The following is an 18,201-nucleotide window of genomic DNA, read 5'->3' on the forward strand; positions in this document are numbered from 1 at the left end:
CCGTCCACCGGATCCGGCGACCGCATAGCCCGTCGACGACGCTGTGCCGACGGCAGCCGTGCCGACGGCGTCTCCCGCCACCGGCCGTGGGCGGGGCCGACCCGGCCGCCCGGGGCGGGACGACGACGCCGGGTCCCGTCCCGCGACCGCAGGACGGGACCCGGCGTGCGGATGGCCCGCCGGAGGCGTCAGGGCGAGGCCGGCGGGTACAGCGAACGGGGCAGCCGGGCGGCCGCCGCCGCGTCCAGCAGCCACAGGGTGCGCTGCCGGCCGCGGGCACCGGCCGCGGGGGCCTGGATCTCCCCGGCGCCGGACAGGGCGATCGCCGCGGCCTGGGCCTTGTCCTCGCCGGCCGCGAGCAGCCACACCTCGCGCGCCGAACGGATCGCCGGAAGGGTGAGGCTGATCCGGGTGGGCGGCGGTTTCGGCGCGCCGTGCACGCCCACCACCGTGCGCTCGGTCTCGCGCACCGCGGGCAGCTCCGGGAACAGCGAGGCGACATGCGTGTCCGGGCCGACGCCCAGCATCAGCACGTCGAAGGTGGGCACCGTGCCGTGGTTCTCGGGTCCGGCGGCGCGGGCCAGTTCCTCCGCGTAGCCGGCCGCCGCGGCCTCCACGTCGGCGCCGTGCAGGCCGTCGGACGCGGGCATCGCGTGCACCCGCTTCGGGTCCAGCGGCACCGAGTCCAGCAGCGCCGCCCGGGCCTGGGTGACGTTCCGCTCGGGGTCGCCCTCGGGCAGGAAGCGCTCGTCGCCCCACCAGAGGTCCAGCCGGCCCCAGTCGACGGCGTCGCGGGCCGGGGCGGACGCGAGGGCGGTGAGGAGGCCGTTGCCGTTGCGTCCGCCGGTGAGCACGACCGACGCCGAACCCCGGGACGACTGCGCGTCGACCACCTTCGTGATCAGTCGGGCCGCAGCGGCCTGCGCCATCAGTTCCTTGTCGTGGTGCACCACGAGCTGGGGAGTGCTCATGTCGTCGCCGCCTTCCGCGAAGTCGTCTTCCGGGCGGTCTTCTCCGGGCTGGAGGCGGAAGCCGGACCGGCCGCGGGTCCGGCCGCGGCGGTGCCGTCGGCCGGGGGCTCCTGTGCCGCGGCCGACGGGCCGGACTCCGCCTCCCCGGCCTCGGCCGGCTCCCCTCCGGGGGCCGGCGCACCGCCACCGCCGCGCGGGGGCCCGGCCACCGTCAGCCGCTCCACCCCGTACCGCAGGGCGGACGCGTACGTGTCGTCCGGGTCCAGGCGGCGCAGCTCCTCGGCGATCAGGTCGGCCGTGTCGCGGCGCTTGAGCGCCACCGCGCGGTCCGGCTGGCCGTCGATCGACAGGGTCGCCAGCGTGCCGTCGGCGCGGTCGAGGCTGATCGGGCCGCAGTCGGTGTCCATCCGCACCCCGGTCAGGCCGGGGCCGCCCGACACCGAGCGCCGCACGGGCACCTCCAGCCGGTCCGCGAGCCACATCGCCAGCAGCTCGCAGCTCGGGTTGAACTCCTCGCCCTCGACCTCCACGCCCCGCACCGTGCAGGTCACCTGGTCCAGGGCCGCGGCCAGCATCGAGCGCCAGGGTGTGATCCGGGTCCACGCCAGGTCGGTGTCCCCGGGGGTGTAGCTCCCGGCGCGGGCGGTCAGGCCCCGCACGGGTTCCTCGCCGGCGTAGCTGTCGGTCACCCGGCGCTGGCCGAGCGCGCCCAGCGGGTCCGCGGCCGGGTCCAGGGGCGCGTCCACCGGCCACCAGACGACGACGGGGGCGTCGGGCAGCAGCAGCGGCAGCACGACCGACTGGGCGTGGTCGACCACCTCGCCGTACAGCCGCAGGACGACCGTCTCGCCGGCACCCGCCTCGGCCCCCACCCGGACCTCGGCGTCGAGCCGGGACCTGGTGCGGTCGCGGGAGGTGCGCGAGACGCGTTTGATGACGACCAGGGTGCGCGAGGGGTGCTCGCGCGAGGCGTCGCTGGCGGCGCGCAGGGCGTCGTAGGCGTTCTCCTCGTCGGTGACGATCACGAGGGTGAGGACCATGCCGACGGCCGGGGAGCCGATGGAGCGGCGGCCCTGCACCAACGCCTTGTTGATCTTGCTGGCAGTGGTGTCGGTGAGGTCTATGTTCATGGCCGGCGCCAGCTCCGTCCGTCTCGTTCGAGCATCTCGTCCGCCTCGACGGGGCCCCAGGTGCCGGCCGGGTACTGCGCGGGCCTGCCGTGCCGGTCCCAGTACTCCTCGATCGGGTCGAGGATCCGCCAGGACAGCTCGACCTCCTCGGTGCGCGGGAAGAGGTTGGAGTCGCCGAGCAGGACGTCCAGGATCAGCCGCTCGTAGGCCTCCGGGCTGGACTCCGTGAACGACTCGCCGTACGCGAAGTCCATGGACACGTCCCGGATCTCCATCGAGGTGCCGGGCACCTTGGAGCCGAAGCGGACGGTGACGCCCTCGTCGGGCTGGACGCGGATCACGATCGCGTTCTGGCCCAGCTCCTCCGTCGCGGTGGTGTCGAAGGGGGAGTGGGGTGCGCGCTGGAAGACGACGGCGATCTCCGTCACCCGGCGGCCCAGCCGCTTGCCGGTGCGCAGGTAGAAGGGGACACCCGCCCAGCGGCGGTTGTCGATGCCCAGCTTGATCGCCGCGTAGGTGTCGGTCTTGGAAGCCGGGTCGATGCCCTCCTCCTCCAGGTAGCCGACGGCCTTCTCGCCGCCCTGCCAGCCGGCCGCGTACTGGGCCCGCACGGTGCTGCGGCCCAGGTCGCGGGGGAGCTTCACGGCGCCGAGCACCTTGGTCTTCTCGGCGGCCAGCGCGTCGGCGTCGAAGGAGGCGGGCTCCTCCATGGCGGTCAGGGCCAGCAGCTGGAGCAGGTGGTTCTGGATGACGTCGCGGGCGGCGCCGATCCCGTCGTAGTAGCCGGCGCGGCCGCCGATGCCGATGTCCTCGGCCATGGTGACCTGGACGTGGTCGACGAAGGACCGGTTCCAGATCGGCTCGAACATCGTGTTGGCGAACCGGAGTGCCAGGATGTTCTGGACGGTCTCCTTGCCCAGGTAGTGGTCGATGCGGAAGACCTGCTCCGGGGCGAAGACCTCGTGCACGACCTTGTTGAGCTCCTCGGCCGACCTCAGGTCGTGGCCGAACGGCTTCTCGATGACCGCGCGGCGCCAGGAACCGCCCTGCTGGTCGGCGAGGCCGTGCTTCTTCAGCTGCTGGATCACCACCGGGAAGGAGCGCGGCGGCACCGACAGGTAGAAGGCGAAGTTGCCGCCGGTGCCCTGGGCCTTGTCCAGCTCGTCGATGGTGGCGCGCAGCCTCTCGAAGGCGTCGTCGTCGTCGAAGGTGCCCTGGACGAAGCGCATGCCCTGGATGAGCTGCTGCCAGACCTCCTCGCGGAAGGGGGTGCGGGCGTGCTCCTTGACGGCGTCGTGGACCTCCTGTGCGAAGTCCTCGTGCTGCCACTCGCGGCGGGCGAAGCCCACCAGCGAGAAGCCCGGCGGCAGCAGGCCCCGGTTCGCGAGGTCGTACACGGCAGGCATCAGCTTTTTTCGTGACAAATCGCCCGTGACGCCGAAAATGACCAGGCCCGACGGCCCCGCGATACGCGGGAGCCGTCGGTCTGCGGGGTCACGCAGCGGGTTGCTGCTTGACAGTGCTCAGCCCTCCGAGGGAGCGAGGCGCTTCAGTTCCGCCTCTGTCGAGGTCAGCAGATCGTTCCAGGACGCCTCGAACTTCTCGACGCCCTCGTCCTCCAGGAGCTGGACCACGTCGTCGTAGGCGATCCCGAGCTTCTCGACGGCGTCGAGATCGGCACGCGCCTGCTCGTAGGTGCCGGCGATGGCGTCGCCGGTGACCGAGCCGTGGTCCGCGGTGGCCAGCAGGGTGGCCTCCGGCATGGTGTTCACCGTGTTCGGCGCCACCAGGTCGTCGACGTACAGGGTGTCCTTGTACGCCGGGTCCTTCACTCCGGTGGAGGCCCACAGCGGACGCTGCTTGTTGGCGCCCGCGTTCTCCAGCTTGCTCCAGCGCTCGGAGGAGAAGACCTCCTCGTACGCCTGGTAGGCCAGGCGCGCGTTGGCGACCGCGGCCCGGCCGCGCAGGGCCTTGGCCTCGTCGCCGCCGAGCGCGTCGAGACGCTTGTCGATCTCGGTGTCCACGCGGGACACGAAGAAGGACGCCACGGAGCGGATGAGGGAGAGGTCCAGGCCCTTCTCCTTCGCCTTCTCCAGGCCGGCCAGGTAGGCGTCCATCACCTCGCGGTAGCGCTCCAGCGAGAAGATCAGCGTGACGTTGACGCTGATGCCGTTGCCGATCACCTCGGTGATGGCCGGCAGGCCCGCCTTGGTGGCCGGGATCTTGATCAGGGTGTTGGGCCGGTCGACCAGCCAGGCCAGCTGCCTGGCCTCGGCGATGGTCGCGGCCGTGTTGTGGGCCAGGCGCGGGTCCACCTCGATGGAGACCCGGCCGTCCTGGCCGCCGGTCGCGTCGAACACCGGGCGCAGGATGTCGGCGGCGTCGCGGACGTCCGCCGTGGTGATCATGCGCACGGCCTCCTCGACGGTGACCTTGCGGGTCGCGAGGTCGGCGAGCTGCTGCTGGTAGCCGTCACCGGACGAGATCGCCTTCTGGAAGATCGTCGGGTTGGTGGTGACGCCCACGACGTAGCTCTGGTCGATCAGTTCGGCGAGGTTGCCGGACGTGATCCGCTTGCGGGACAGGTCGTCCAGCCAGATCGCCACGCCTTCTTCGGAGAGGCGCTTGAGTGCGTCTGTCATGGAATTACATCTCCTACGTGTCGTATGTGAGCGTCAGCGCCGGGCGGCGGCGTCCGATTCCCGGGCGGCGGCGAGTGACTCGGCCGCGGTCGCGGCGACGTTCTCGGCGGTGAAGCCGTACTCGCGGAAGAGGAGCTTGCCGTCCGCGGAGGCACCGAAGTGCTCCAGGGAGACGATGCGGCCGGCGTCCCCCACGTACTTGTGCCAGGTCAGACCGATGCCGGCCTCGACCGCGACCCGAGCCCTGACCGACGGCGGCAGGACGCTGTCCCGGTACCCCCGGTCCTGCTCCTCGAACCACTCCACGCACGGCATGGACACCACGCGGGTCGGGACGCCGTCGGCCTCCAGGCGCTCGCGCGCCTCTACGGCGACGTGCACCTCGGAGCCGGTGGCGATGAGGATCACCTCGGGGGCGTCTCCCGAGGCCTCGGCCAGGACGTAGCCGCCGCGCGCGGCGTCCTCGTTGGGCTCGTACGTCGGTACGCCCTGGCGGGTGAGGGCGAGGCCGTGCGGCCGGCCCTTGCCGAACTCCTTCGTCCAGCGGCCGAGGATCTCGCGCCAGGCGATCGCGGTCTCGTTGGCGTCGGCCGGGCGGACCACGTTCAGGCCCGGGATGGCGCGCAGCGAGGCCAGGTGCTCGACCGGCTGGTGGGTGGGGCCGTCCTCGCCGAGGCCGATGGAGTCGTGCGTCCACACGTACGTCACCGGCAGGTGCATCAGCGCCGACAGGCGTACGGCGTTGCGCATGTAGTCGGAGAACACCAGGAAGGTGCCGCCGTAGATGCGGGTGTTGCCGTGCAGCGCGATGCCGTTCATCTCCGCGGCCATGGAGTGCTCGCGGATGCCGAAGTGCACGGTGCGGCCGTACGGGTCGGCCTCGGGCAGCGGGTTGTCCGCGGGCAGGAACGAGGACGTCTTGTCGATGGTGGTGTTGTTGGAGCCGGCCAGGTCGGCCGAACCGCCCCACAGCTCCGGGACGACCGCGCCGAGCGCCTGGAGCACCTTGCCGGACGCGGCACGGGTGGCCAGGCCCTTGCCGGGCTCGAAGACCGGGAGCTTCTCCTCCCAGCCCAGGGGCAGCTCGCCCTTGCTGATGCGGTCGAACTCGGCGGCGCGCTCCGGGTTGCTGTCGCGCCAGGCCTGGAAGGCCTTCTCCCACTCCGCCCTGAACGTGCGGCCGCGCTCCAGGGCGCCGCGGGTGTGGCCGATGACCTCCTCGGAGACCTCGAAGGTCTGCTCCGGGTCGAAGCCGAGGACGCGCTTGGTGGCCGCGACCTCGTCGTCGCCGAGCGCCGAGCCGTGCGCGGCCTCGGTGTTCTGCGCGTTGGGGGCCGGCCAGGCGATGATCGAGCGCATGGCGATGAAGGACGGCCGGTCGGTGACGGCCTTGGCCCGCTCGATCGCCTCGAAGATCGCCTTCGGGTCCAGGTCGCCGTTGGCCTGCGGCTCCACACGCTGCACGTGCCAGCCGTAGGCCTCGTAGCGGCGCACCGTGTCCTCGGAGACCGCGGTCTCGGTGTCGCCCTCGATCGAGATGTGGTTGTCGTCCCACAGCAGGACCAGGTTGCCGAGCTTCTGGTGGCCCGCCAGCGAGGACGCCTCGGCGGAGATGCCCTCCTGAAGGCAGCCGTCACCGGCGATCACGTACACGAAGTGGTCGAACGGGGACTCGCCCGGCGCGGCCTCCGGGTCGAACAGGCCGCGCTCGTAGCGGGCGGCCATGGCCATGCCCACGGCGTTGGCGACACCCTGGCCCAGCGGGCCGGTGGTCGTCTCCACGCCGACGGTGTGGCCGTACTCGGGGTGACCCGGAGTCCTGGAGCCCCAGGTGCGGAACGCCTTGAGATCGTCCAGCTCCAGGCCGAAGCCGGCCAGGTAGAGCTGGGTGTAGAGGGTCAGGGACGAATGACCGGCGGACAGCACGAAGCGGTCCCGGGCGACCCAGTCGGCGTCGGCGGGGTCGTGCCGCATCACCTTCTGGAAGAGGGTGTAGGCGACAGGTGCCAGGCTCATCGCCGTACCCGGATGGCCGTTACCGACCTTCTGTACGGCATCGGCGGCCAGGACGCGCGCGGTGTCGACGGCCCGCTGGTCCACCTCGGTCCACTCGAAGTCTGTGGTGGTCGGCTTGGTGCTCACCCTGAGTCAGGGCTCCTCTCCACATGTCGGGTAGCCGGTGATCCGGGCGCTCGTCCACCGGCCTCCGATGCGCTCGACGCGCACCGGCCGAGGTTGAGCCTACCCCCGTAAGTACGTGCGTTTTTTCGGGTCATTCCAGACTGCCGGGACTGGCGGGGATCCGCCTCCCGACCGGGCTGTACGGCACTCGGCAAGTGAATACGGACGCGCTCATCTGACTGCTCAACCGAGCCGGTACGCGCCCTTTCGCGGGTGGGGTCCGCGCCCCCCGCCCGGAGGCCCGGACGGGCCCGCGACCGCACCCCGGCGGGTGCCGTCGGCCGGGCTCGCCAACACGACCCCACCCCCGCGAATGTCCGGGTCTGGGCAACGTCTACAGTGGCGTGGTACGCGCGAGCTTTACCGGGACTTCACACCGCGGGGGGCTTGCTGGGATGTCTCTGTCAGGGGTGTGCGTGACGGCCGTTGAATCCCGTCCAGCGGGGATCGGGACGAGCCAGATCCCGAGCCACCGGCCGTTGGGGGCCCGTGTCAAGGGCTTCGTGGCGTTGACCAAGCCGCGGATCATCGAGCTGCTGCTGATCACCACGGTTCCGGTGATGTTCCTCGCCGAACAGGGCGTACCCGATCTGCGTCTGGTGCTGCTGACCTGCGTCGGCGGCTACCTCTCGGCGGGCGGCGCCAACGCCCTGAACATGTACATCGACCGCGACATCGACGCCCTGATGGACCGTACCTCGCAGCGGCCGCTGGTGACCGGCATGGTCGGCCCGCGCGAGTGCCTGGCCTTCGGCATCGCCCTCGCGGTGGTCTCCACGCTGCTGTTCGGCCTCGCCGTCAACTGGCTCAGCGCGTGGCTCTCGCTCGGCGCGCTGCTCTTCTACGTCGTGGTCTACACCATGATCCTCAAGCGGCGCACCTCGCAGAACATCGTCTGGGGCGGCATCGCCGGCTGCATGCCGGTGCTGATCGGCTGGACGGCCGTGAAGGACTCCCTGTCCTGGGCTCCGGTCATCCTCTTCCTGGTGATCTTCTTCTGGACGCCGCCGCACTACTGGCCGCTGTCCATGAAGGTCAAGGACGACTACGCGCGCGTGGGCGTGCCCATGCTGCCGGTGATCGCCTCCAACAAGGCCGTCGCCCAGCAGATCGTCCTCTACAGCTGGGTCATGGTCGGCGTCTCCCTGCTGCTCACCCCGCTCGGGTACACGGGCTGGTTCTACACCGTGGTCGCGCTCGCCGCGGGCGGCTGGTGGCTGTGGGAGGCACACGCCCTGCGCAGCCGGGCCAAGGCCGAGGTGACGGGGGCAGGGCTCAAGGAGATGCGGCTGTTCCACTGGTCCATCACCTACGTCTCGCTGCTGTTCGTCGCGGTCGCGGTGGACCCCTTCCTGCGCTGACGCGGGGTGCCGCCGTGCGTCCTGCGGCGGCCCGCGGTGCTGCCGTGCCGGCGGGCCGACGGGCCGGCGGGCCGGCGGGCCGGCGGCCGTGCGGCCGAGGGACTCGCGGAGGCCGACGGACGTCACAGCGGTCCGGTCTCGCCAGGTGATCTACCGGTGAGTAGCATCCTGTGCATGGCAGACACGCAGCAGGTTGACCCGAGGGCCGAGCGCAAGGCCGCGCGGCTCGCCAAGCAGATCAGCACCTTCGCCGCGGCGCACGGTGGTGCCGAGGGGCAGGTCGCCTACCTCGGTGAGCGCGGTGCGCGGATCGCTCTCGTCGGCGAGGACGGGGAGTGGGGCAATCTGGTCGCCCCCACGCTGGACATCGCCCAGCAGGCGGTCACCCGGGCCGGGATCACGGTTCACGAGGACTTCGACGGGGAGTTCGCCGCGAAGATGACGACCGGGCCGTACGAGTGGAAGCGGATGGCCGGGATCCAGATCGGGGGCTGATCCGGGCCCGCCCGTGGCCCTGGCCTGCCCTGCCCTGCCCTGCCTTGCCCTGCCCTGCCTTGCTCTGCATCGGCCGGTGCGGGGCGCCTCGCGGTGGTGAGGCCGCTGCCGGCGTCGGGGCGACAGGTCGAGGGGCCGTCGGGCCGTCGGGCCGCTGCGGGTGTGTGGTGGCCGGTCGCGCAGTTCCCCGCGCCCCTCGGGGGCGGGTGTCCCTTGTGGGTCGGCTGCGGGTCCGTCGTCGTTCCTCGCGCAGTTCCCCGCGCCCCTTCGGGGTGGTGTCCGTCGTGAGCTGGCTGCGGGTCCGTCGTGGCTGTTCGCGCAGTTCCCCGCGCCCCTTGGGGGTGGTGTCCGTCGTGAGCTGGCTGCGGGTCCGTCGTGGCTGTTCGCGCAGTTCCCCGCGCCCCTTGGGGGTGGTGTCCGTCGTGGGTCGGCTGCGGTGTGTGGTGGCTGTTCGCGCAGTTCCCCGCGCCCCTTGGGGGCGGGTGTCCTTGAGGCGGGCTGGCCGGGGGCGCACCCCCGCCCTGGGGTCACCCGTTAGGACGTGTAGGAGCGACACGTCCACCACGGGGGGAGCCCGGGATGATCGACACGCCGTCCCTCGTGGACCAGTACTGCCACGGTGTGCTGCGGGCGGAGCTGGGCCTGGGCACGTTCGAGGCCCGACTGGCCCGCACCGAGGGCCCGCCCGCCGCCGGGACCACGCTGTTCGACACGCAGACCGGCTTCGCCGTGCGGCGCTGGTGCCCGCCCCTGCTGGGCCTGGAGCCCCACTGCGCCCCGGCCCGCTACCTGGCCAGGCGCCGTGAACTGGGTGTGCTGGAGGCCGGCCGCCGGCTGCTGCGGGGCAGCGGCATCACGACGTACCTGGTGGACACGGGGCTGCCCGGGGACCTGACCGGCCCGGCCGAGATGGCGGCCGTCGCGGGCGCGGAGACGCGGGAGATCGTCCGGCTGGAGCAGCTGGCGGAACAGGTCGCCGACACCTCCGGGACCGTGGAGTCGTTTCTGGCCAACCTCGCGGAGTCGGTGCACGGCGCCACCGCGCACGCGGTGGCCTTCACCTCCCACGCCGGTGCGCGGCACGGCCTCGCGCTGGCCCCGGAACCGCCCGGACCGGGTGAGGTGCGCAGTGCGGCCGGGCGCTGGCTGGCCGGCCGCGCCGTCGGCGGCGAGCTGGCGGACCCGGTGCTGCTGCGGCACCTGCTGTGGATCGCGATCGCCTCCGGGCGCCCCCTCCAGCTGCACGCCGGGCTGGGCGGGTCCGGCCTGCGCGGCGAGCGTACGGACCCGGTCCTGCTGACGGACTTCGTCCGGGCCACCGCGGGCCTGGGCACGGACCTGGTGCTGCTGCACGGCTACCCCTACCACCGGCACACCGCGCACCTGGCCGCGGTCTTCCCGCACGTGTACGCCGACCCGGGTGCGGCGCCGGCCCGCACCGGCGCGCGCGCCGCCGCGGTGCTGGCCGAGACCCTGGAGCTGGCGCCCTTCGGCAAGGTGCTGTTCTCCAGCGGTGCGCACGGCCTGCCGGAACTGCACGTGGTCGCCGCCCGGCTCTTCCATGAGGCCCTCGGGCGGGTCCTGGGCGGCTGGGTCGCCGAGGGCGCCTGGTCCGCGGGCGACGCCCAGCGCGTGGCCGGCCTGATCGCCGCAGGCAACGCCCGCCGCGTCTACGCCCTGCAGTGACTCACCGTCAGCGGCCGGCCGGAACCGTGGTGTGCCTCACCGGGGGCCCGCGATCGACGGGCTGGTGGCCTCGTGGGGCTGAAGGGGGAGGCCGGGGACGGGGGCGGTGGGGCGTTCGCGGAGGGAGAGCAGGACTCTCAGGGCGGCGATCCACACCAGGCAGGAGCCGAGCATGTGGGCGCCGACCAGGATCTCGGGCAACTCGGTGAAGTACTGGACGTAGCCGACGACGCCCTGCGCGAGCAGCACCCAGAACAGCTCCCGGGCGCGGGCCAGCGGGCCGGGCGGGGCGTCGACGGCCTTGAGCACGAACCACAGAGCGAAGGTCAGCGTGACCACGATCCAGGCCAGGACGGCGTGCAGCTTGCTGACGTCCTCCCAGTCCAGCGGCATCCGTGCGACCTCGCTGGAGTCACCGGCGTGCGGGCCCGCGCCGGTGACGACGGTGCCGACGGCGATCAGCAGCACGGTGACGGCGACCAGCGCCCACACCAGCTGCTCCACGGACCGGCCGACCAGCGGCCGGGGCGCCTCGTCGCCCTCGCGGGCGCGCTGCCACATCACCGTGGCCACCGCGATGAGGGCGCTGGAGAGCAGGAAGTGGGCCGCGACCGTGTACGGGTTGAGGCCGACGAGCACCACGATGCCGCCGAGGACCGCGTTGCCCATCACGATCCAGAACTGCGCCCAGCCCAGCCGGCTCAGACCGCGCCGGCGCGGCTCGGCGCAGCGGGCGGCGACGATCGCCCAGCCGACGGCCGCGCACAGCACGTACGTCAGCAGGCGGTTGCCGAACTCGATCACCCCGTGCAGGCCCATCTCGCCGGTGGTGGTCAGCGAGTCCGCGGTGCACTTGGGCCAGGTCGGGCAGCCCAGTCCGGAGCCGGTCAGGCGGACGGCGCCGCCGGTCACGACGATGGCGACGGACATCACGAGCGCGGCGAGCGCCGCCCGCCGGACCGTCCGGGGGTCGGGCGTCCAGCGTGCGGCGAGGAAGGCGAGCGGGTTGCGCGCGGCGGCTGCGGCGTCGGCGCGGGTCAGGTTCGGCACCCGCCCATCGTAAGAGGCGCGCTTGTGCATGCGTTCACGAGGGGTCCCCGGGCACGTCGGAGCGGGGCCGGCGCCGCGGCGGCCACCGCTCCCGGACGGTCACTCCCAGCGGAAGAAGCGGCCCGCGGCGGCCAGTGCGACGGCGGCCCACGCGGCGAGGACGCCGAGGTCGCCCCACGGCATCCCGGCGCCGTCGCGCAGCACGTCGCGCAGCCCGTCGGAGAGCGCGGACAGCGGCAGCAGTGCGAGGACGTCCTGCGCACCGGCCGGGAACCTGTCCAGCGGCACGATCACCCCGCCGCCCACCAGCAGCAGCAGGAACACCAGGTTGGCGGCGGCCAGGGTCGCCTCCGCCCTGAGCGTGCCCGCCATCAGCAGCCCGAGCCCGGAGAACGCGGCCGTGCCGACGACCAGCAGCAGCAGGACGGCCAGCGGGCTGCCGTGCGGGCTCCACCCCAGGGAGAGCGCGATCGCCGTCACGAGGAGCACCTGGAGGACCTCGGTGACCAGTACGGACACCGTCTTGGCGGTCATCAGGCCCCAGCGCGGCAGCGGTGAGGCGGCGAGCCGCTTCAGCACGCCGTAGCGGCGTTCGAAGCCGGTGGCGATGGCCTGGCCGGTGAAGGCGGTGGACAGCACGGCGAGCGCCAGGATGCCGGGCGCGAGGAAGTCCACCGCCCTGCCGTCCCCGGTGTCGACGACGTCCACCGTGCTGAACAGCACCAGCAGCAGCGTCGGGATGACGACCGTCAGCAGCAGCTGCTCGCCGTTGCGCAGCAGCATCCGGGTCTCCAGTGCCGCCTGTGCCGCGATCATGCGGGGCAGTGGTGCGGCGCCGGGGCGCGGCGCGTAGGTGCCGGTGGCGGTCATGACCGCAGCTCCTTGCCGGTGAGCTCCAGGAAGACGTCTTCGAGCGTGTGCCGCTCCACCGAGATGCGGTCCGGCATCACCCCGTGCTGCGCGCACCAGGAGGTGACGGTGGCCAGCAGCTGGGGGTCGACCGTGCCGGTGACCCGGTAGGACCCTGGGGTGAGCTCGGCGGCGGCGCTGTCCGGGGGGAGCGCCTTGAGCAGCGAGCCCACGTCGAGGCCGGGGCGGCCGGTGAAGCGGAGGGTGTTCTCCGCGCCGCCGCGGCACAGCTCCTCGGGCGACCCCTGGGCGATGACCCGGCCGGCGTCGATGATCGCGACGTCGTCGGCGAGCTGCTCCGCCTCGTCCATGTAGTGGGTGGTGAGCGCCACGGAGACGCCGTCGTCGCGCAGGTCGCGCACCAGGTCCCAGGTGGCGCGGCGGGCCTGCGGGTCGAGACCGGCGGTGGGCTCGTCGAGGAACACCAGCTCGGGCCGTCCGACCACGGCCATCGCGAGCGCGAGCCGCTGCTGCTGGCCGCCGGAGAGCCTGCGGTAGGAGGTACGGCCGCAGGAGCCGAGCCCGAGGCGGTCGATCAGCGTGTCCACGTCGAGCGGGTGGGCGTGCAGGCGGGCGACGTGGCGGAGCATCTCCTCGGCGCGGGCACCGGAGTAGACGCCGCCGGACTGGAGCATCACGCCGATCCGCGGGCGCAGCTCGCCGGCCTGCCGCACCGGGTCCAGGCCCAGGACGCGGACCGTCCCGGAGTCCGGTCTGCGGTACCCCTCGCAGGTCTCGACCGTGGTGGTCTTGCCGGCGCCGTTGGGGCCGAGGACGGCGGTGACCCCCGGCCGGGCCACCAGGTCGAGGCCGTCCACCGCGGTCGTGTCGCCGTACCGCTTCACCAGGGCCTGCACCTGGAGGACGGGATCGGTTCGCATGGGCCTGAGTCTAGGTACGCGCGCGGGGGCTCAGGCAGCCGGGTGCGTGAACCCGGACCGGGGCGCGCCGGAGCCGCCCCCGGGCGCGGAGAGAGGGCCGACGGGGCCGGCCGGACGGGATGACGGGGCCGGTCACAGGGGGTGCGGCCGGGACGGCGGGGCCGGCCGGAACCGGTCGGCCGGAGATCGTTTCCGCAGGTCGGATTAGGTTTACCTAAGTGATGCAGGGCACCGCTCGCCGGCCGGGCGCCGCTTGCCCGGCTCTGACGAATTACGCAACAATGGCGTTGTGAAAAACGTCGGCGAGGCTCCGGAGACCCCCGCGGGGGCGCCCCAGGAAGAGTTCGCGACCGCGTTGCGCTCGGACCGTTCCACGCGCAACCGGGTCGCGCGGTCGATCCTGGACCACGGGCCGTCGACCGTCGCCGAGCTGGCCGGCCGGCTGGGCCTCACCCAGGCCGCGGTCCGCCGCCACCTCGACGCACTCGCCGCCGACGACGTCGTGGAGGCCCGTGAGCAGCGGGTCTACGGCACCCGCACCCGGGGCCGGCCCGCCAAGGTCTTCGCCCTCACCGACTGCGGGCGGGACGCCTTCGACCAGTCCTACGACACGCTCGCCAAGGACGCCCTGCGCTGGATCTCCGAGCAGGAGGGCGGCAGCGACGCGGTCGCCGCCTTCGCCCGCGCCCGCATCGCCGCGCACGCCGACGCCTACCGCAAGGCCGTCGAGGGAGTGTCCCGCGACCGGCGGGCCGAAGCGCTGGCCAGGGCGCTGACCGTCGACGGGTACGCTGCTACGGCGCGCAGCGCACCCGTGGGGGAGCAGCTGTGCCAGCACCACTGCCCGGTGGCCCACGTCGCGGAGCAGTTCCCCCAGCTGTGCGAGGCGGAGACGGAGTTCTTCGCCGAGCTGCTGGGGACCCACGTCCAGCGGCTCGCGACGATCGCCCACGGCGACGGCGTGTGCACGACGTTCATCCCCAAGATTTCCCACAACGCATCCGCAAGCACGGCCGGGAGGAACCCCGCATGACTCTCCCCACGGAGACTGCCCACCCCGAGCTGGAGGGCCTGGGCAAGTACGAATACGGCTGGGCCGACTCCGACGAGGCCGGTGCTGCCGCGAAGCGCGGTCTGAACGAGGCGGTCGTCCGCGACATCTCGGACAAGAAGTCCGAGCCGGAGTGGATGACCAAGCTGCGCCTCAAGGGCCTGAGGCTCTTCGCGAAGAAGCCCATGCCGAGCTGGGGCTCGGACCTGTCGGGCATCGACTTCGACAACATCAAGTACTTCGTGCGCTCCACGGAGAAGCAGGCGGAGTCCTGGGAGGACCTTCCCGAGGACATCAAGAACACGTACGACAAGCTCGGCATCCCCGAGGCGGAGAAGCAGCGCCTGGTCGCCGGCGTCGCCGCGCAGTACGAGTCGGAGGTCGTCTACCACCAGATCCGCGAGGACCTGGAGGAGCAGGGCGTCATCTTCCTCGACACCGACACCGCGCTGAGGGAGCACCCCGAGCTCTTCCAGGAGTACTTCGGCACCGTCATCCCGGCCGGCGACAACAAGTTCGCCGCGCTGAACACCGCCGTGTGGTCCGGCGGCTCCTTCATCTACGTGCCGAAGGGCGTGCACGTGGAGATCCCGCTCCAGGCCTACTTCCGGATCAACACCGAGAACATGGGCCAGTTCGAGCGCACCCTGATCATCGTCGACGAGGGTGCCTACGTGCACTACGTCGAGGGCTGCACCGCCCCGATCTACAAGTCGGACTCGCTGCACTCCGCGGTCGTCGAGATCATCGTCAAGAAGAACGCCCGCTGCCGCTACACGACCATCCAGAACTGGTCGAACAACGTCTACAACCTGGTCACCAAGCGCGCCGTCGCCTACGAGGGCGCGACCATGGAGTGGATCGACGGCAACATCGGCTCCAAGGTGACGATGAAGTACCCGGCCGTCTACCTGATGGGCGAGCACGCCAAGGGCGAGACCCTCTCCATCGCCTTCGCGGGCGAGGGCCAGCACCAGGACGCCGGCGCCAAGATGGTCCACATGGCGCCGAACACGTCCTCCAACATCGTCTCCAAGTCGGTGGCGCGCGGCGGCGGCCGCACCTCCTACCGCGGTCTCATCGAGATCGGCGAGGGCGCCCCGGGCTCGAAGTCCAACGTGCTGTGCGACGCCCTGCTCGTGGACACCGTCTCCCGCTCCGACACCTACCCCTACGTCGACGTCCGCGAGGACGACGTCTCCATGGGCCACGAGGCGACCGTCTCCAAGGTCTCCGAGGACCAGCTCTTCTACCTGATGAGCCGCGGCCTGTCCGAGGACGAGGCCATGGCGATGATCGTGCGCGGCTTCGTCGAGCCGATCGCCAAGGAGCTGCCCATGGAGTACGCCCTTGAACTCAACCGGCTGATCGAGCTGCAGATGGAAGGCGCCGTCGGCTGACCCCCGACGCCCCGGTTCAGCAGCAGGAGGCCCGCGCGCACCGCGGGCCGAGGACCGCAACGCAGGAAAGAGAGCAGACCGACAGCCATGGCTGAGGCCCAGAACTCCCCCACCCCCGACTCCGCCCGGGCGGGGGGACCAACACCGGTGGGCTCCACCACCGCCGGCTCGATCGCGGTCGCCGCCGAGTCGACCGTCGTCTCGCGCATGAGCGCGCCCCCGTCCTTCGACGTGGCGGACTTCCCCGTGCCGCACGGCCGTGAGGAGGAGTGGCGGTTCACGCCGCTGGAGCGGCTGCGCGGCCTCCACGACGGCACCGCCGCCGCGACCGGCGACGGCGTGAAGGTCGACGTCCAGGCCCCCGAGGGCGTCGTCGTCGAGACCGTCGGCCGCGACGACGCCCGGCTCGGCGCGGCGGGCACCCCGGTGGACCGGGTCGCCGCCCAGGCCTACAGCGCCTTCGAGAAGGCCTCGGTCGTGACCGTGCCGAAGGAGACCGTGCTCAGCGAGCCGATCCGCATCGCCGTGCACGGCGAGGGCGGCACCGCCTTCGCCCACCAGGTGATCGAGCTGGGCGCCTTCGCGGAGGCCGTCGTCGTCATCGACCACACCGGTGACGCCGTGCTCGCCACGAACGTCGACTACCTCCTCGGCGACGGCGCGAAGCTGACCGTCGTCTCCGTCCAGGACTGGGACGACAAGGCCGTCCACGTCGCCCAGCACAACGCCCGGGTGGGCCGCGACGCCTCCTTCAAGTCCGTCGTCGTCACCTTCGGCGGCGACGTCGTCCGCCTGCACCCGCGCGTCAGCTACGCCGGCCCCGGCGGCGAGGCCGAGCTGTTCGGCCTCTACTTCACCGACGCCGGCCAGCACCAGGAGCACCGCCTGCTGGTCACCCACAACGTGCCGCACTGCACCTCCAACGTCGTCTACAAGGGCGCCCTGCAGGGCGACGACGCCCACGCGGTGTGGATCGGCGACGTGCTGATCGAGGCGGCCGCCGAGGGCACCGACACCTACGAGATGAACCGCAACCTGGTGCTCACCGACGGCGCCCGCGTCGACTCGGTGCCCAACCTGGAGATCGAGACCGGCGAGATCGTCGGCGCCGGCCACGCCTCCGCCACCGGCCGCTTCGACGACGAGCAGCTGTTCTACCTGATGGCGCGCGGCATCCCCGAGTACGAGGCCCGCCGCCTGGTGGTCCGCGGCTTCTTCGCCGAGCTGGTCCAGCAGATCGGTGTCACCGACATCGAGGAGCGCCTCCTCGCCAAGATCGAAGAGGAGCTGGAGGCGTCGGTCGCATGACCTTCGTACGCGCCTGCGCGCTGAGCGAGCTGGAGACGGACACCCCCCGGCGGGTGGAACTCGACGGCACGCCCGTCTCCGTCGTCCGCACCGAGGGCGAGGTGTTCGCGATCTACGACATCTGCTCGCACGCGAACGTCTCGCTGTCCGAGGGCGAGGTGGAGGACTGCCAGATCGAGTGCTGGCTGCACGGCTCCAGCTTCGACCTGCGCACCGGCAAGCCGTCCGGTCTTCCCGCGACGCGCCCCGTCCCCGTATACCCCGTAAAGATCGAAGGGGACGACGTGCTCGTCTCCCTCAACCAGGAGTCCTGAGGCACCCATGGCTACGCTTGAAATCCGAGACCTGCGCGTCACCGTCGAGGCCGACAACGCCACGAAGGAGATCCTCAAGGGCGTCGACCTCACCGTGAAGCAGGGCGAGACGCACGCCATCATGGGCCCCAACGGCTCGGGCAAGTCGACGCTCGCCTACTCCCTCGCGGGCCACCCCAAGTACACCGTCACCGGCGGCAGCGTCACCCTCGACGGCGAGGACGTCCTGGAGATGTCCGTCGACGAGCGCGCCCGCGCCGGCGTCTTCCTCGCCATGCAGTACCCGGTCGAGGTCCCCGGCGTCTCGGTCTCCAACTTCCTGCGCACCTCCGCCACCGCCGTCCGCGGCGAGGCCCCCAAGCTGCGCACCTGGGTGAAGGAGGTCAAGGAGGCCATGCAGCGCCTCAACATGGACCCCTCCTTCGCCGAGCGCAACGTCAACGAGGGCTTCTCCGGCGGTGAGAAGAAGCGCCACGAGATCCTCCAGCTGGAGCTTCTCAAGCCGAGGATCGCGGTCCTCGACGAGACCGACTCCGGCCTCGACGTCGACGCCCTGCGCATCGTCTCCGAGGGCGTCAACCGGGTCCGCGAGACCGGCGAGGTCGGCACCCTGCTGATCACGCACTACACCCGCATCCTGCGCTACATCAAGCCCGACCACGTCCATGTGTTCTCGGGCGGCAGGATCGTCGAGTCCGGCGGCCCCGAGCTCGCCGACAAGCTGGAGGCCGAGGGCTACGAGGCCTACACCAAGGGCGCCGCAACCCTGTGAGGGACGCGCGCGCGGCGACCGGCCCGCGGACGGCCTGCGACCCGCAGGCC

At 72.1% G+C, this 18,201-nt stretch carries 16 protein-coding genes; 8 read left to right on the forward strand and 8 right to left on the reverse strand.

The window, feature by feature from the left end:
* Positions 1 to 188: 188 nt before the first annotated feature.
* From pgl to tkt, 5 genes are read right to left on the reverse strand one after another with little or no spacing between them, the layout of a single operon-like run.
* Positions 189 to 971 carry a 6-phosphogluconolactonase gene (gene pgl, locus AC5K6T_RS06525; protein ID WP_493206425.1) on the reverse strand — a complete coding sequence of 261 codons (783 nt, stop codon included), beginning with the start codon at positions 969 to 971 and terminating at the stop codon, positions 189 to 191.
* On the reverse strand, positions 968 to 2,101 hold the full coding sequence (gene opcA / locus AC5K6T_RS06530) for a glucose-6-phosphate dehydrogenase assembly protein OpcA (protein WP_493206427.1): 1,134 nt from the start codon (positions 2,099 to 2,101) through the stop codon (positions 968 to 970). Before opcA ends, pgl begins: the two co-directional genes overlap by 4 nt.
* Complete coding sequence (zwf, locus tag AC5K6T_RS06535) at positions 2,098 to 3,621, reverse strand: glucose-6-phosphate dehydrogenase (protein WP_493207387.1); 1,524 nt, start codon at positions 3,619 to 3,621, stop codon at positions 2,098 to 2,100. Before zwf ends, opcA begins: the two co-directional genes overlap by 4 nt.
* A 3-nt stretch (positions 3,622 to 3,624) precedes the next feature.
* Positions 3,625 to 4,743 (reverse strand): transaldolase, encoded by a 1,119-nt coding sequence (tal, locus tag AC5K6T_RS06540; protein WP_493206428.1) that lies wholly within the window; start codon positions 4,741 to 4,743, stop codon positions 3,625 to 3,627.
* Between the two features lie 33 nt (positions 4,744 to 4,776).
* Positions 4,777 to 6,885 carry a transketolase gene (gene tkt / locus AC5K6T_RS06545; RefSeq protein ID WP_493206429.1) on the reverse strand — a complete coding sequence of 703 codons (2,109 nt, stop codon included), beginning with the start codon at positions 6,883 to 6,885 and terminating at the stop codon, positions 4,777 to 4,779.
* 449 nt (positions 6,886 to 7,334) lie between these two features.
* Between tkt and AC5K6T_RS06550 the strand changes: the two genes are divergently transcribed.
* From AC5K6T_RS06550 to AC5K6T_RS06560, 3 genes are all read left to right on the forward strand, one after another.
* Positions 7,335 to 8,285 carry a heme o synthase gene (locus AC5K6T_RS06550; RefSeq protein ID WP_493207389.1) on the forward strand — a complete coding sequence of 317 codons (951 nt, stop codon included), beginning with the start codon at positions 7,335 to 7,337 and terminating at the stop codon, positions 8,283 to 8,285.
* Positions 8,286 to 8,459: 174 nt separating this feature from the next.
* Positions 8,460 to 8,780 (forward strand): hypothetical protein, encoded by a 321-nt coding sequence (locus AC5K6T_RS06555; protein WP_493206431.1) that lies wholly within the window; start codon positions 8,460 to 8,462, stop codon positions 8,778 to 8,780.
* Between the two features lie 579 nt (positions 8,781 to 9,359).
* Positions 9,360 to 10,466, forward strand: coding sequence for an amidohydrolase family protein (locus AC5K6T_RS06560; protein WP_493206432.1), 1,107 nt, complete (start codon positions 9,360 to 9,362; stop codon positions 10,464 to 10,466).
* A 36-nt stretch (positions 10,467 to 10,502) separates the two neighbouring features.
* On the opposite strand, the gene AC5K6T_RS06565 is transcribed toward AC5K6T_RS06560, so the two are convergent.
* From AC5K6T_RS06565 to AC5K6T_RS06575, 3 genes are all read right to left on the reverse strand, one after another.
* Positions 10,503 to 11,546: a COX15/CtaA family protein gene (locus tag AC5K6T_RS06565; protein WP_493206433.1), complete on the reverse strand. Its 1,044-nt coding sequence runs from the start codon at positions 11,544 to 11,546 to the stop codon at positions 10,503 to 10,505.
* A 69-nt stretch (positions 11,547 to 11,615) separates the two neighbouring features.
* A complete protein-coding gene (locus AC5K6T_RS06570) occupies positions 11,616 to 12,386 on the reverse strand; it encodes an ABC transporter permease (protein WP_493206435.1) in 771 nt (256 codons plus the stop codon).
* A complete protein-coding gene (locus AC5K6T_RS06575) occupies positions 12,383 to 13,306 on the reverse strand; it encodes an ABC transporter ATP-binding protein (RefSeq protein ID WP_493206437.1) in 924 nt (307 codons plus the stop codon). Before AC5K6T_RS06575 ends, AC5K6T_RS06570 begins: the two co-directional genes overlap by 4 nt.
* A 289-nt stretch (positions 13,307 to 13,595) precedes the next feature.
* Here AC5K6T_RS06575 and AC5K6T_RS06580 point away from each other — a divergent pair, with 289 nt between their 5' ends.
* The 5 genes from AC5K6T_RS06580 to sufC all read left to right on the forward strand — a co-directional run bounded on the left by AC5K6T_RS06580 (position 13,596) and on the right by sufC (position 18,151).
* Positions 13,596 to 14,339, forward strand: a complete 744-nt coding sequence (locus tag AC5K6T_RS06580) for a helix-turn-helix transcriptional regulator (RefSeq protein ID WP_493206438.1) — start codon at positions 13,596 to 13,598, stop codon at positions 14,337 to 14,339.
* Positions 14,336 to 15,757 (forward strand): Fe-S cluster assembly protein SufB, encoded by a 1,422-nt coding sequence (sufB, locus tag AC5K6T_RS06585; RefSeq protein ID WP_493206440.1) that lies wholly within the window; start codon positions 14,336 to 14,338, stop codon positions 15,755 to 15,757. The genes AC5K6T_RS06580 and sufB overlap by 4 nt, the downstream gene beginning before the upstream one ends.
* An 87-nt stretch (positions 15,758 to 15,844) precedes the next feature.
* Positions 15,845 to 17,065: a Fe-S cluster assembly protein SufD gene (gene sufD, locus AC5K6T_RS06590; protein ID WP_493206442.1), complete on the forward strand. Its 1,221-nt coding sequence runs from the start codon at positions 15,845 to 15,847 to the stop codon at positions 17,063 to 17,065.
* Positions 17,062 to 17,379 (forward strand): non-heme iron oxygenase ferredoxin subunit, encoded by a 318-nt coding sequence (locus tag AC5K6T_RS06595; protein WP_493206444.1) that lies wholly within the window; start codon positions 17,062 to 17,064, stop codon positions 17,377 to 17,379. The genes sufD and AC5K6T_RS06595 overlap by 4 nt, the downstream gene beginning before the upstream one ends.
* Before the next feature lie 7 nt (positions 17,380 to 17,386).
* Positions 17,387 to 18,151, forward strand: coding sequence for a Fe-S cluster assembly ATPase SufC (gene sufC / locus AC5K6T_RS06600; protein WP_493206445.1), 765 nt, complete (start codon positions 17,387 to 17,389; stop codon positions 18,149 to 18,151).
* The last annotated feature ends 50 nt before the right edge of the window (positions 18,152 to 18,201 follow it).

The sequence above is a fragment of the Streptomyces sp. B8-7 genome, assembly GCF_058833805.1.